The organism is Alteromonas sp. DY56-G5 (genome assembly GCF_041414725.1).
Lineage (GTDB): Bacteria > Pseudomonadota > Gammaproteobacteria > Enterobacterales > Alteromonadaceae > Alteromonas > Alteromonas macleodii.
The window spans coordinates 32,475-46,528 of record NZ_JANHZQ010000027.1; the positions used below are offsets into that span (position 1 = coordinate 32,475).

The window sequence follows — 14,054 nt, forward strand, 5'->3', positions numbered from 1 at the left end:
TGTCCCCTTCGTCTAGAGGCCTAGGACACCGCCCTTTCACGGCGGTAACAGGGGTTCGAATCCCCTAGGGGACGCCATATCGAAAAAACCAGCCATTCGGCTGGTTTTTTTGTTTCTGGCTTAAAACTTTGTGGACAGATACTGCAATTAAATCTGTAAGCAAATAAATGCAAAGCCATCTTAAGAAAGCTTCAGTGGACAGACACTCTTCTTTCCCTCTTTAAACCATCTATCTAGACATACACCGATCATTTTCATCGGAATTTGCAATTCTTACAAAAGAGGCGTCAACACCTTCGCGCAAGTACTTTTCAGAGGTTCAATGCGTAAAGAACTCATGTCACAACCCTTTAAGAAACTTTTGTGTGATAGATACGTGAGCTTGTTGAACTGTTATGATCTAAAAAATACAAAAGAGGTGTTATATGCAGAATTATCCAATTGGAACTCCTGGTGAGCCGTGGGGCGAAAAAGAAAAAGCCCAATGGAAAGCACAGCAGACTGTGAAAAGAAGTTATCAGGAAGAAGTACTTAATAAACTCTTCAACATTATCCCTGAAGGCTTTGAGTTAAAGCAGTATGGCGCACTTCCTTACGATACAGCGCGTTACCCACTATATGTTGTCATTCCCAAGAGATTTGACGCTGAAAAGCCGTCTGCACTCGTTACAGGCGGTGTTCACGGCTACGAAACCAGTGGTGTGCAAGGAGCGCTTCAATTTATTGAAACAAGGTTGGCTCAGTACGCGGAGCAAGTAAATATAGTTGTGGTGCCATGTGTAAGTCCTTGGGGATACGAGTCGATAAATCGATGGAACCCAATGGCATTAGATCCGAATCGCTCGTTTTACAGTGATTCTCCTGCACCTGAGTCTGCTCAGCTTATGCAATTAGTATCTGATTTAGCGTTATCTCTTACGCTTCATATTGATTTGCACGAAACGACAGACACGGACAATAGTGAGTTTAGGCCAGCACTAGCTGCACGGGATGGGGTGAGCCATGATAACTGGAACATTCCAGATGGTTTCTATACGGTTGCTAATACTCCAAGCCCCCAAATAGAGTTTCAAAAAGCAGTTATTGAAGCTGTGAAAAAAGTAACGCATATCGCACCGGCCGATGAAAACGGAAAGATTATAGGTGCAGATGTGGTGAGTGAAGGTGTAATTTGCTATGACAAGAAGTCGTTGTACCTTTGTGGAGGTATGACAGATGCTAAGTACGTCACAACTACAGAAGTTTATCCCGATAGCGATAATGCGACACCCGAAAATTGCAATGATGCTCAGGTGGCCGCAATTTGCGCTGCACTCGATTATTTAAATTAGACGCTTGAACGTTTAGACGTCTAGATGTATATTTGAGCCTCTTTTTTAGGAGGCTCTTTGTGTTTACTTATTCTGCGGTTATTTACGACGGTAAAAAGCAAAATTTAGTGAGGTATGACTGTGGGACAGACACTGAGTTTTCCTCATATCTTGAATCGCGCTTTGGTTGTCATGTCTGTTTGTGGTCCAATAAAGAGCTATCAGAAACTACAATGGCAGCTATCGCAGCTTCGCGAGTACAGAGTAAAAAAGACGGTCTGGATAAAACAGAAGCTTTATGAACTTAATTTCCCCATGTGTAGCCTTGTGCAAATTAACCGAAGAAGACATTTGCATTGGGTGTAAACGTACGATTGAAGAAATCATTAATTGGCGGACATACACCGATAATCAAAAGAAGGCCGTATTCACTCGCCTTGAAAATTTAGAAAAGGAAGCCGCTACCCAGTTACAGCCTCGTAAATAGGCTAAGTGCGGATTTCTATCAAAATTTCTCTACAAACGGACAGACACACAAGTTTTTCTATTCGTATAGAATTAGAAGCCTGCATCACTCCCACATGAATTAAAGTGTCTAGCGGACAGACACTTACTAAATTTAAATAGCTGCAATTTAAAACCACCTTAAATGCACCTTAAATAGACAGTCACAGAAGTTGAAAAACTAAGCATCAAAGCCTGGCTGATATAAGTGCTTTTTGCTAAACTCCCGCGCCAATTTTATGTTCTATTAATCTGAGACGTTTGCAATGAAAGTAATGCTTGCCCCTATGGAGGGCGTTGTCGACCACTTAATGAGAGATATGCTCACTCGCGTGGGTGGTTTCGATCAGTGTGTTACTGAATTTGTAAGAGTGGTCGATCAAAAATTACCAAAGAAAACGTTTTATAGACTTTGTCCTGAGCTTCATAATGGCGGCAAAACTCCGGCAGGTGTGCCTGTCCGAGTTCAATTATTAGGACAACATCCACAGTGGCTTGCAGAGAATGCACAAACAGCGATAGAGCTGGGCTCTCCTGGTGTTGACCTAAATTTTGGTTGCCCTGCCAAAACAGTTAATAAAAGTAAGGGTGGGGCGGTTTTGTTGAAAGAAACCCAAACCCTTTATGACATTGTGAAAACTGTAAGGGATGCTGTTCCTGCAGAAATCCCAGTTTCAGCCAAAATCAGACTAGGTTTTGAAGACAAATCTTTAGCTATCGAGAATGCTATAGCTATCACTGAAGCGGGCGCTTCTGAGCTCGTTGTTCATGCGCGGACCAAAACGGAGGGATATAAACCACCGGCTTATTGGGACTGGATAGCGAAGATCAAGCAATACACCGATATTCCACTTGTTGCAAATGGTGAAATTTGGAACGCTGAAGACGCTAAGCGATGTCAGAGCCAATCAGAGTGTACTAACCTTATGATTGGACGAGGTGCATTGGCAATGCCTAATTTGGCGCTGAGTATTAAAGAGGGTATAGCACCTATGCCATGGTCTGAACTGGCTGCTTTGCTGATTCAGTACTCTGGCTACGAAATTTTTGGTGATAAGGGCAAATATTACCCCAACCGAATTAAGCAATGGTGCGGCTATCTGAAAAGACAATACCCTGAAGCTGAAGTTCTGTTCAACGACATAAGGCGCCTAACGAAATCTCAGGACATTGTTGATGTGCTTGCACGCCAAGCCGATATTTAGCCAAGTACTTTTGCAATGGCGTTAGAGGTTCACGACAGATACCTTTGGGCATTTGCAACATTTGGACGACATGCTCTTTGGCAGCATTTGGCGAAATTCTCCATCATCTCGGGGCAACCGACAGGCCCAGTAAAAAGTGTTTCAAAATTACTAGTTACTAGCTGCCAGTTCTCTTTTGTCATTCCAAGCTTACTTAGCAAGCGGTTGGGAAGCTTTGGGACTTTGCAGGTATTGGTATTACTCTCTGCATTCATCGTATCAGTGATAAGCTGCAAATAATCGGTAAATGCGAAGGGCAACGGCACTGTGTTCTTGTGGTGACTATCGCTAAAGGGCATCAAAAACTTAGGCGTTTTATTCGAGCGTTTGGCATTCAACCGATATTGGATACTAGTATGGTGAGAGTTGCTTAGCGTCGTCGCTATTTTTGCTCGAATGGGATTTAAATCGACGTAAGCCATTACACTGGCCAGTGCTTTCTCATCGAGTATAGCTTGTGACCTAAACCTTCTTTCCCAGAAATAGCCCTTACATTCATCTTCTTTGTTAGCTCTTCGAGCAATATATTCATTGAGCATACGCATAAACCAGCTGATGCTTTGAAGTCGCTCTCGATATAAAACAGATAATGATTTCAATTCAGCAAGTTCTTCTGACGTTACAGAATCAAAGTTTTCTAAATATCGCTGCACTACGGGCGGGCATTTATAAAACATCCTCCACCGAAGCAAGACCTCATCCATCGTCCAGCCTTCAGCTCTGCCTTTTGCTATATGTAATACCACATGAATGTGATTGTGCATAACAGCGTAGGCGCATAGGTCGATGGCAAAAGCTTGAGAAAGCTTATGAAGCCTGTCTTGAATCCACTTTCTTCTATGCTCATAGTTTATGCCAGTGCGGGCATCGCGACCACAAAGGTAAGATTGCCTCACGCAGCGAGAAATGCAGTGGTAATAAGGTGTAACATCAGTATTTATTTGCTTGTAACGAGGTAGAGGCATATCCGTATCCCATAGTTATTTATTGACATTATGAGATTTACGGCGTCAATTTTAAGTGGTCTTTGGGACAGTTTTAGGGACGGTTATTTTTCATGAGTGCTCTTTCGATCAAATCTCAGAACTGGCAATCGTGGACAGACACTCGAATTTCATAACGGATAGACGTCAATCGTTAAGTCTATTTGACCCAAAAGAAAAAGGACAGACACCCTTATTCGCCGGGTTTCTGTCCTTTCTAATTTCCTTATTGCAAAGCCGCCTCTACTAGCAAGAGGACTAAGCAAAAGTACCAACGAGTGTCTGTCCCTAACAATTTAATTTAAAGGGCAAGTTATACAAACACGTCAACCCTAGAACCCACACGCCCATCGTTAGCGCTTGAGGTCTGCTGTGTGCTCTGGGGCTGAGTCTCGCGACTTTCTTGCACATTACGGGGCTCAACCTGTTGAGTAGGTCGCTGTGGCGATTCTAAGACAGTGGAAACAGGAGACGAATTAACAGAAGAAACGTCCATAAACAAACCTCGCATTTAAAAAATCACCTGATAAGATTAGCACAATTATTGAGCGCTAAGAATTAAACTTCTTAAGTGTCTGTCCATAAAATTAGCGATCAAAGGCTGTGCCTCAGCATTGGGATGAATACCATCGTTTTGCATTAAGTCCTTATTTAGCGCTATTTCTTCAAGGAAAAATGGAATTTTTTGAACGTCCTGAGCTTCCGCTACTTTATTGAAGTTTTGAGTAAACATCTGCGTATAGCGCTTGCCATAATTAGAAGGAATCTGCATTTCTTGCAGAAACACTACGGCATTACTCTCCTTCGCAACACTTACCAGCGAATCTAAATTATCCCTAATCTTACCGATATTATGGCCCTGAAGGCCGTCATTACCGCCCAGTTCAATCAATACATGGGTAGGGTTGTGTTGCTCTAATAAACGGGGAAATCGCGCTAAACCACCGTCAGTGGTCTCTCCGCTTACCGCAGCATTTACAATATCAATCGGAATGTTGTCGTCTTGCCACATTTTTTGTAACAAACTGACCCAACCCTCATGTTGCTGTAATCCATAAGCCGCGGATAAACTGTCACCTAAGATAAGTAAAACCGCATTTTCGCTTGTGTCGCTCTGCTCGGCTTGATCTGATAGCGCTTGAAAGGGTATTAAAAGAATAAGTAAAAAAGCGAACAAATAAAATTTAACAAACACGAATTGATGACCTCTTATGATAAAAGCTAATGCTGTAACCAAAGTAGTGGATACGAGTGAAGGTTCACTGCAGATCCTTCGTCCTATTTCTTTTGAAGTCAAGTCTGGTGAGTCCGTTGCCATTATTGGCGCGTCAGGCTCGGGTAAGTCAACCCTTTTGGGCTTGTTAGCTGGACTTGACCAAGTTACAGAAGGGGAAATTTTCTTAGATGGCGAAGCACTTCACAGCATGAATGAAGAAGAGCGCGCGATTTTAAGAGGAAATAAAGTAGGCTTCATTTTTCAAAGCTTTATGTTAGTTCAAAGCTTAACAGCCTTAGAAAACGTGATGCTACCGGCAGAAATTGCAGGGCTTGATAATCCAAAGGCACTAGCTTTGGATATTCTAGAGCAAGTCGGATTGAAACGTCGCGCGCATCACTTCCCTAATCAGTTGTCGGGGGGCGAGCAACAGCGCGTTGCCATAGCGCGAGCATTTATTACCTCTCCCAAAATACTTTTCGCCGATGAGCCTACCGGCAATCTTGACGCCAAAAATAGTGAAAAAATCGAAGCGCTGTTGTTCGAGATGAATAGAGAAAAAGGCACAACTCTCGTACTCGTAACTCATGATAACGAGCTTGCGGAACATTGTGACAGGCAACTCACGATGAATGCTGGCGAATTAGTTGAAACAACTGGCGCGAACACAATGAATAAGAAAGAGGCGGTTTAGATGTCGACGTCTTTTAATTTAGCTTGGCGGCTTTTCAAGCATGAAGCTAGACGTGGTGAACTGACCATCATATTGCTGGCCATTGTGCTTTCTGTTGCAGCCGTTTTGTCGCTGTCACTCTTCAGTGAGCGTTTACAGGGCGCGCTCAAGTCTCGTTCTGCGGAATTCATTGCAGCAGATGCTCAACTTCGTTCAGATGACCCTATAAACGAGGAGTGGTTAGCTAGAGCCCAAGAAGAGGGCCTTGCGACGGCAAAGCAGGTAGCAACACGTTCAATGGTGTTTAAGGGCGACGAGATGTCGCTTGTTGATTTGCGAGCTGTGAATGACGCTTATCCACTGAAAGGGACTGTCAATATTACCGACCAGCCTTTTGGAGAAAAACGCAATACTGCAGAATTACCTCAGTCTGGAGAAGCATGGGTACAGTCTCGGCTTTTTCAGAGCTTGGGGCTTTCTATTGGCGATAGTATCGAAATTGGTGATGGAACTTTTACCGTCACCCATGTATTGGTAGATATTCCCGATGCTGGCTTTAGCGTGTTTAATACTGACCCTATCGCGCTGATTAACTTAAATGACTTGGAAAAAACTGCGATAACCGGGCCAGGGAGTCGCGCTCGTTATGTGGGCTTTTTTGCCGGTGATGCGGGTGACATAGAAAACTTCAATACCTGGTTATTGCCCCAATTAAACGATGACCTACATTCGTGGCGGACAGTCGAAGATGACGAGTCAGCGATAGGGCGTTCTGTCGCAAGTGCTGAGCGCTATTTTCTGTTAGCGAGTTTGTTAGCAATAGTATTAGCGGCCGTTTCCATTGCCGTTGCTGCTCAGCGTTATGCTCAACGTCACTTTGATCCCGTAGCAATAATGAAGACCTTGGGTGCAACAAGCAGCACCATTCGAAAAGTCTATTTATTCCAAATTTTATTCATTACTGGGCTTGGTATATTTATCGGCCTTGTTATTGGTTTTATCGGTCAGCAAGTGGTGGTTTCACTTGTAGCGGACAGAGTGGATGTATCTCTTGACGTGTGGCATTGGCGACCACTTTTAATTGCCGTTGCTACAGGCGCTACGTGTGCATTGCTCTTTTCCTTATATCCGCTTTTGCAGCTATTTTCAGTTCCCCCGCTTCGCGTATTAAGAAAGGACATATCAGCGAATTTACGTTCCAGAAGCATTCAGTTCGTGGCATCAGGTGGTGCGATATTTTTATTGATGTGGATGTATAGCCGCGATTTAAAAATTAGCGCTATTCTTTTCGTTTCCGGCGCTGCGTTGGTGCTCGGATTACTTGGTGCTACGTATATCTTAATTGCAGTAGGTCGCAAGCTGGGCAGTGGAAGAATGGGGGCGTGGCAGTTGGCATGGGCACGTATTAAGCGACGTGCAATGGACAACAGCGTGCAGCTTATTAGCTTTTCCGTCACCATTATGTTGCTTTTAGTGGTGCTGGTAATGCGCAACGATATGGTTTCGCAATGGCGCTCGCAATTGCCAGAAGGTACACCGAATTACTTCTTAATTAACATTACGCCGGATATTCAACCCGAGTTGGACAGACACTTCGCTGACGAAGGCGTAAAAATTGAAGAGTTTTACCCTGTTATTCGAGGCCGATTTGTTTCGGTAAATGGAGAAGGGGTAAACACCGAGGTTTCTAAAGAAGATGAGCCGAATCGAGAAGGCCGAAGGGGCTTAGGCAGAGAAGCAAACCTAACGTGGAGCAACACGCTTCAAAAAGAAAACGAGGTCATTGACGGGAACTGGCATGGCGATGAGGATAAACAATACAGCGAAGGATGGTTCCCGGTTTCCGTTGAAGAAGGCGTTGCAGAAAGGTTGAACATTAAAATGGGCGATCGGCTCACTTTTAATGTGGGAAGCGAGATTGTCGAAACGAAAGTAACGAGTATTCGTACTGTGAATTGGCAGACTATGCAGCCTAACTTTTTCTTCGTTATTCACCCCGAGGCAATGGCCGCATTTAGCCCAACTTATATTACTAGTTTCTACCTTCCTACCGAGAGAAAGGCAGAGTTAACAAACCTACTTAAACCGTTTGCATCAATAACTATGTTCGACGTTGATGCTCGAATTAATCAATTGCGAGAGATCGTTGATCAGGTGTCTGTTGCCGTTGAATTTATTTTGGTGCTGGTATTGTTAGCGGGCAGTCTGGTATTGATTGCACAAGTACAGGCGAGTATGGATGAACGCAGACAGGAAATAGCCATACTTCGGACGCTCGGTGCAAAGGGGGCGTTGATAAGAAAAAGTGTTATTTTTGAGTTTGTTATCATTGGTGTAGTAGCAGGCTTTATGGCAGCAATGGCCAATGAGTTGAGCCTTTATTTACTTCAAACCTCTGTATTCCAAATGGAAGCAAGCTTACACCCAGAATACTGGGCAATAGCGCCAAGCGTTGGCGCTATCGTTGTAGGCATATTAGGTGCGTTTGGATGCTGGCGTCTGCTTACACTTAATACCGGTCAGATGCTGCGGAACATGGTTTAGGTATTGTTGCGTTAGTTTAAAATGCGCTTTAATACAAAACGGACAGACACTCGGTTAAGTGCCGTTTAGATTAAGGGCAGTGTAAGGGTAGTGGACAGTCACTCAATTCAAATGAGTGTCTGTCCACAGTGTATTTCACAGCAAAGTTCGCTAATTATGAAAGAGTGATTTTCGCTAAGAGTTTGAGAAGTACTCTGGTTTGAAAGTAAATAGAAGTTTTTGAGGTCTGTGACTAAGCAGCATGCCTCGCGATAATGTTGTGCAATGAATGTGGACACACTTGCTTGGCAATTCAAGTGACTGTCCACAAGGCACATAACGAATTTCAGTAATTCAACTATGCGCGATATATTTCTCTTAGCGCCTCGTCGATAGAAGGGAAGTCAAAACTGAAGCCGGCGGTAGTAAGCTTTTGAGGAATGACTCTTTGCCCCTCAAGTATCATCGTCGACGATTCGCCCATTGCTACTTTCATAACAAAGCCCGGGACATTGAACAGGCAAGGTCGGTTAAGTGATTTTGCGAGCGCTTTAGAGAACACCTTGTTCGTGACAGGCTCCGGTGCCGTTAAGTTAAATGCACCAGAACATGCACTATTCTCGATCAAGAAGGAGATAGCACGCACCATATCTTGTAAGTGGATCCAGGCCAAATACTGACTACCACTCCCAAGTGTACCTCCGGCCCCCAGTTTAAACGGTAGAGCCATTTTCCCTAACGCACCGCCTTTTTCGGCGAGAACTACACCAGTTCGAAGCGTTACGACACGTGTCTTAGTTTGATCTACACTTTGGGCAATAGTCTCCCATTTAGCGCACAGTTCATGGGTGAACTCGTTATGAGGAGGAGTTTCTTCAGTTACAAGCTTGTCTCCTTGATTGCCGTAGTAACCAATCGCGGAGCCCGATAAGAAAACAGGCGGAGGCGCATCACAACTATTTATTTTTGAGACTAGCTCAGAAGTGATGTCCCAGCGGCTATTGCAAATTATTTTCTTTTGAGTGTCTGTCCAGCGCTTATCGGCGATAGGCTCACCAGCTAAATTAATTACTGCGTCGAAACTTTCAAAATTTTCTATCGAAGAAACGTTCTCGACGATTTTGACGTTATCCCCCAATTTGCTCTTTGCCTTTAAAGTGTCGCGAGAAATCACCGTGAATTCATGTTCTCGAGAATATTGACGAATAAATTCGCTTCCTATCAGCCCTGTTCCACCGGTCAAAAGAATGTTCACAATTAGCTCCTCGAGGTATGACCTTATCCTGTCTTATTGCAAGATAGTGTCAGTGACACGGAATCAGAAAATCTAAGGGCATGTGGCTTATCGACCTCAACCTCAGCGTAGCGCACCGAAGAATGTTCTGCGGCAATGCTTAGCACATCGGCGGTAAGTTTTTCCAGAAGAGAAAAACGGTTGTCTTCTACAAGCTTGATGATTGCCTTTGTAATCGTTTTATAGTTAAGCGCATCACTCATATCGTCGGTGTTCGTCGCTTTTTCAGCGTCGTAATCAATTTTCACGTTAACAACAACGTCCTGCTTGTTTTTTATTTCATCTTCATTGATGCCAATGTACGTGCGTAGTCTTAAGTTTTTAATTTTAATAGTGGCAAGATTAAAGTTCATTGAAGTCTCTTGTTTGTAGTTGTTTATAAGTCGTTGTAAAGTGTTGTCGTTTCAGTCAGGAATGTAGCACAAAATGTCAATGGAACTACGCTCGCCAACAGCAAAAATTCTAATTGTTCTAGCATGTTTAGTAGTGGTAATGGCTGGTATTAAAGCCGCCAGTACGATCATGGTACCGTTTTTTCTCTCTATTTTTATAGCGATCGCGTGTAGCCCAATAATACGTTGGACCTCGAAATTCGGCGTGCCTAAATGGCTCTCTATAACTTTTGTTATACTGCTTATCGTTGTTTTTGGTTTTCTTTTAGCTGGCTTAGTCGGCCAGTCTATGACCGAGTTTCGAGAAAATTTGCCAGAATATAGAAGTAAGCTTGATACAGAGTTTGCTTGGGTTGTGTCCAAATTGGCTGAATTTAATATTCACATCAATAGAGAGTTAATTGCTTCGCACCTTGATCCAGCAACGGCTATGTCAGTAGCAACAAATTTCATCAGCGGGATGGGCGGCGTACTTTCAAACCTATTCCTTATTCTTCTTACTGTCATATTCATGCTTTTTGAAGCAGACAGTATTCCACGCCGGTTGCATATTGCCCTTGCTGATCCTGGAATGAAACTAAAGCATATCGACAGATTTATTCGTTCTGTGAACAGTTACTTAGCGATAAAAACTGTGGTCAGTTTAGGGACAGGTTTAATTATTGGCATTTGGTTGTATGTGATGGGAGTAGATCATTTCATGCTTTGGGCTGTCCTGGCGTTCATGCTCAACTTTATTCCTAACATTGGATCTATCATTGCAGCTGTGCCAGCTGTACTCATCGCATTTGTTCAACTTGGCCCTGCCTCAGCAGGTTTCGCCGCACTTGGCTTTGTGCTTGTTAATACCATCATGGGAAATATGGTGGAACCGAGATTGATGGGTAAAGGCATGGGGCTCTCGACACTTGTGGTATTCCTTTCGCTAATATTTTGGGGGTGGCTGCTAGGCACCGTTGGAATGTTGCTATCAGTTCCGTTAACCATGGTGGTTAAAATAGCACTAGAGTCTCGCGAAGAGAGCAAGTGGCTTGCGGTGCTGTTATCGAGTGAAGGTGAGAAGTCTGCGTCGTAACTTAGTGGAAGTAGAAAGTGGACAGACACTCTATCGATTTAAAAAAATCTCTCATTGGTCCCTAGCTAAACAGTCAATTGAGAATGTGTCAGTCCCCCAAAAACTTTTGTGCAAGATTAAGTGTCTGTCCACTTTCATACTCGAGCAATTGAAAGCTCAAGGATTTAACGGTCATGCACAAACTTCGTTGTACTTTTTAAAACACTATTCGTGATTGGGAAATTGAATAACGATACGAGCGCCGCCAAGCGAACAGTCCTCGATGAGCATTCTACCTTCGTAGATTGAAACTAAATCGGCCGCCAACGCCATGCCTATTCCGTGGCCTTCTGTATAGGTATCAAGTCGAGTTCCTCGCTCTAACAAAAGCACCTTTTTGTCGTCAGGAATACCAGGGCCGTCGTCTTCTACTTTAATTGTTAGCCAACCAGCACGCTTCGACGCTGATACGATAATTCTATTGGTCGCTGCTTTGCATGCATTGTCTAGAAGGTTGCCACACAGTTCCATGAAGTCGGTCTCGTCTCCTTTAAACTGAGCATCCTCATCCAGTTCAAACTCAATAGTAAGGGCTTTATCTTGGTAGACCTTGTCCATTGCATCGGCAAGCTTGTGCAAAATGGGTAATATATAGATAGCTTGTTGCCAGCCAGATTTTCCAGCACTCGCTCTTTTCAGCTGGCGTTTAATGATTCGGTCAATTTGCTGTAATGCTTCGTTTACCTCAGTAGGTAAATCGCTAGTGCCCGATGCTACTGCCAAAGGCGTTTTCAAACTATGTGCTAAGTCTCCTAAACTGTTTTTATATCTCGCCCTTTGGGCGGCCTCAGTTTGAAGCAAACCATTAATGGATTGTTTTAAGGAATCGAATTCAACTGGATAGCGTGATTCTAACTGGCGTTTATGTCCACTTGAGGCTTGTGAAATTTCGTCAATTAACTTCCTAACAGGAAGAAGTACTAGGCTAATCCCGATAATAATAAAAATTAGGAGCGCTATACAGAGCGTGAAAATCCACTGCCACGTCGTGTCTAAGAACGTATTCCGCTCTGCTTCAAAAAGTGCTTTATTGTTAAATATATAAAACCGAACAGGCTCGAAGTCTCTACTTGAAGCAAATTCCGCAGTAAAGGCGTATACAAAAAACTCGGAATCTTTTTCAAACTTAGGTGTATGAGAATCCAAAAATAACTCGTTACCGACTGCAACGTCTATCTCAGGTGGTGCAAAGGTATATTCAAGAGCTGAGGCTGACTGCCAAATTACTTCGTCTCGAAACACAATCACGCCAAGATAACCTGATCCCGGAAGGTTTAACTGCTCTTCGTATAAAATTTCAGGCATATAGGGCAGGTCGCCATCTAACTCGAAAGCCGATAGCAGACCTAAGTTCATCAACCTAAGCTCACTCATCTTGGCTTGCGTAAGGCTATCAGTATATGCCTCATCTAAAATGACAACAGTAAAGGGCGCAAATAACGCTAGAAGAACAATCGCTAGAAAGATACTCCGAAGACGTAGCGACAATTGCCTCATAAACTTCTATTTATCCTATAGCCTCTACCTCTAAGGGTTTCGATTGGCTTTAACTCACCGGTCGGGTCCAGCTTTTTCCGCAGTCTTCCCACGAAAACCTCTATGACATTACTATCTAAATCGAAATCTTGGTCATAAATGTGCTCGGTTAGCTCTGTTTTTGAGATGACCTTTTGCGGGTTAAGCATAAGGTACTCCATGACTTTGTATTCGTAAGCTGTTAGATCCAGAGCTTGACCGTTTAACGATAGTTCTTCACTAACGGTATCCAGCGAGATAGGGCCGAACTGAATGGTTGGGTTCGCTTGTCCTGAAGCTCGTCGAATTAGTGCTTTTGTTCGAGCAAGTAACTCTTCGTTATGAAAGGGTTTGGTGAGGTAGTCATCGGCTCCGGCATCAAGGCCTTCCACTTTCTCTTGCCACCTATCTCTAGCAGTTAAAATGAGTATAGGGCAGGAAATATCAGCTTGACGAGCTTTTCGTATAACCTCAAATCCGTCTAGCTTTGGCATGCCGATGTCGACGATAGCCAGGTCATAGCTATATTCTTTAATGAGAAAAAGCGCGTGCTCACCATTATCTGCGAGGTCTACGCTATAGCCATTTTGCTGAAGGAGCGCATCAAGCTGGGTTAATAATCTGCTATCGTCTTCGGCTACGAGGATACGCATGTTAGTCCTTATCTTTATTTGTTTTTACCTTGCCTGAGCGCTTGTCTACATCTACTGATACTACTCGCCCTGACTTTTTAAGTACTTTTACCCGGTAGTTTTTTGAGGTCTGTTCAACTTTTAAGACGCGTCCATTTACAGCAACGCGAGCACGCTCAGCAGCTTCGCTTTTTGATATATCGCCGCCAGAGTCTTGAAACGCCAAAGCTGGCGCTGTGTTAGACAAAGCTAACACTAAACAAACTACTGCAACACGAAGCGATAATTTCATACAACCTCACAATTATTATCCCACTCAGGCCAAACTACAGATAAGTATAACTTGGTTAACTGAACCCATTCTGAACTAGGTTTAGTCTACCTTGCGGAGCAAAAGCTGTATATAAGCCTTAAGTAAATGGCATTTACGAAAGAGCAAATATTGTGGACAGACACTTAATTGCTAAGAGGCCGGAAGTCAAAATGAGAGTGTCTGTCCACAAGTCTATTTCTAAGCTTCAAAGTGACGCATATATTTAAGTGCTCTCGTTAGTAAATCATATTGAGTAATCTTTACTCCTACTTTGAAAAAGTGTCTGTCCACTTTGTTGATTGTTATTAAGGGGAACCAATGTTTATCGTGCAAACGAGTGA

General features: G+C 43.4%; 15 protein-coding genes and 1 tRNA gene. 8 read left to right on the forward strand and 8 right to left on the reverse strand.

What is annotated here, in order from left to right:
• The first annotated feature begins 1 nt into the window (after position 1).
• From NO989_RS13745 to NO989_RS13765, 5 genes are all read left to right on the forward strand, one after another.
• Positions 2-77, forward strand: a tRNA-Glu gene (locus tag NO989_RS13745).
• 348 nt (positions 78-425) lie between these two features.
• On the forward strand, positions 426-1,331 hold the full coding sequence (locus tag NO989_RS13750) for a M14 family metallocarboxypeptidase (protein WP_156078144.1): 906 nt from the start codon (positions 426-428) through the stop codon (positions 1,329-1,331).
• Positions 1,332-1,390: 59 nt separating this feature from the next.
• Positions 1,391-1,612: a hypothetical protein gene (locus NO989_RS13755; protein WP_014948926.1), complete on the forward strand. Its 222-nt coding sequence runs from the start codon at positions 1,391-1,393 to the stop codon at positions 1,610-1,612.
• Complete coding sequence (locus NO989_RS13760) at positions 1,609-1,797, forward strand: DUF1289 domain-containing protein (RefSeq protein ID WP_039230420.1); 189 nt, start codon at positions 1,609-1,611, stop codon at positions 1,795-1,797. Before NO989_RS13755 ends, NO989_RS13760 begins: the two co-directional genes overlap by 4 nt.
• Positions 1,798-2,080: 283 nt before the next feature.
• Positions 2,081-3,019, forward strand: a complete 939-nt coding sequence (locus NO989_RS13765) for a tRNA-dihydrouridine synthase (RefSeq protein WP_348670710.1) — start codon at positions 2,081-2,083, stop codon at positions 3,017-3,019.
• A 29-nt stretch (positions 3,020-3,048) separates the two neighbouring features.
• On the opposite strand, the gene NO989_RS13770 is transcribed toward NO989_RS13765, so the two are convergent.
• From NO989_RS13770 to NO989_RS13780, 3 genes are all read right to left on the reverse strand, one after another.
• On the reverse strand, positions 3,049-4,023 hold the full coding sequence (locus NO989_RS13770) for a transposase (protein WP_156078146.1): 975 nt from the start codon (positions 4,021-4,023) through the stop codon (positions 3,049-3,051).
• A gap of 331 nt (positions 4,024-4,354) precedes the next feature.
• Entirely contained in the window at positions 4,355-4,537 is a 183-nt protein-coding gene (locus tag NO989_RS13775) for a hypothetical protein (RefSeq protein WP_080589178.1), read from the reverse strand.
• A gap of 45 nt (positions 4,538-4,582) precedes the next feature.
• Complete coding sequence (locus NO989_RS13780) at positions 4,583-5,236, reverse strand: arylesterase (RefSeq protein WP_371342747.1); 654 nt, start codon at positions 5,234-5,236, stop codon at positions 4,583-4,585.
• Positions 5,237-5,252: 16 nt separating this feature from the next.
• Here NO989_RS13780 and NO989_RS13785 point away from each other — a divergent pair, with 16 nt between their 5' ends.
• Together NO989_RS13785 and NO989_RS13790 are read left to right on the forward strand one after the other, a co-directional pair.
• Positions 5,253-5,951, forward strand: coding sequence for an ABC transporter ATP-binding protein (locus NO989_RS13785; protein WP_202940835.1), 699 nt, complete (start codon positions 5,253-5,255; stop codon positions 5,949-5,951).
• Positions 5,952-8,474, forward strand: a complete 2,523-nt coding sequence (locus NO989_RS13790; RefSeq protein ID WP_371342748.1) for an ABC transporter permease — start codon at positions 5,952-5,954, stop codon at positions 8,472-8,474. It begins immediately after the preceding gene.
• A 337-nt stretch (positions 8,475-8,811) separates the two neighbouring features.
• Here NO989_RS13790 and NO989_RS13795 read toward each other — a convergent pair whose 3' ends face one another.
• The gene (locus tag NO989_RS13795; RefSeq protein ID WP_371342749.1) at positions 8,812-9,708 is read right to left on the reverse strand and encodes a TIGR01777 family oxidoreductase; all 897 of its coding nucleotides are present in this window, start codon (positions 9,706-9,708) and stop codon (positions 8,812-8,814) included.
• Positions 9,709-9,731: 23 nt separating this feature from the next.
• Positions 9,732-10,100, reverse strand: coding sequence for a dihydroneopterin triphosphate 2'-epimerase (folX, locus tag NO989_RS13800; RefSeq protein ID WP_012517852.1), 369 nt, complete (start codon positions 10,098-10,100; stop codon positions 9,732-9,734).
• A gap of 73 nt (positions 10,101-10,173) precedes the next feature.
• On the opposite strand from folX, the gene NO989_RS13805 reads away from it, so the two are divergent.
• On the forward strand, positions 10,174-11,214 hold the full coding sequence (locus tag NO989_RS13805) for an AI-2E family transporter (protein WP_014948934.1): 1,041 nt from the start codon (positions 10,174-10,176) through the stop codon (positions 11,212-11,214).
• Between the two features lie 204 nt (positions 11,215-11,418).
• Here the strand turns inward: NO989_RS13805 and NO989_RS13810 are convergent, their stop codons facing one another.
• Genes NO989_RS13810 through NO989_RS13820 form a run of 3 tightly spaced genes read right to left on the reverse strand, consistent with a single transcriptional unit; the run spans position 11,419 to position 13,692 of the window.
• Complete coding sequence (locus NO989_RS13810; protein WP_156086163.1) at positions 11,419-12,750, reverse strand: ATP-binding protein; 1,332 nt, start codon at positions 12,748-12,750, stop codon at positions 11,419-11,421.
• A complete protein-coding gene (locus NO989_RS13815) occupies positions 12,747-13,421 on the reverse strand; it encodes a response regulator transcription factor (protein ID WP_014948936.1) in 675 nt (224 codons plus the stop codon). The genes NO989_RS13810 and NO989_RS13815 overlap by 4 nt, the downstream gene beginning before the upstream one ends.
• Position 13,422: 1 nt before the next feature.
• The gene (locus tag NO989_RS13820) at positions 13,423-13,692 is read right to left on the reverse strand and encodes a PepSY domain-containing protein (protein ID WP_014948937.1); all 270 of its coding nucleotides are present in this window, start codon (positions 13,690-13,692) and stop codon (positions 13,423-13,425) included.
• Between the last annotated feature and the right edge of the window lie 362 nt (positions 13,693-14,054).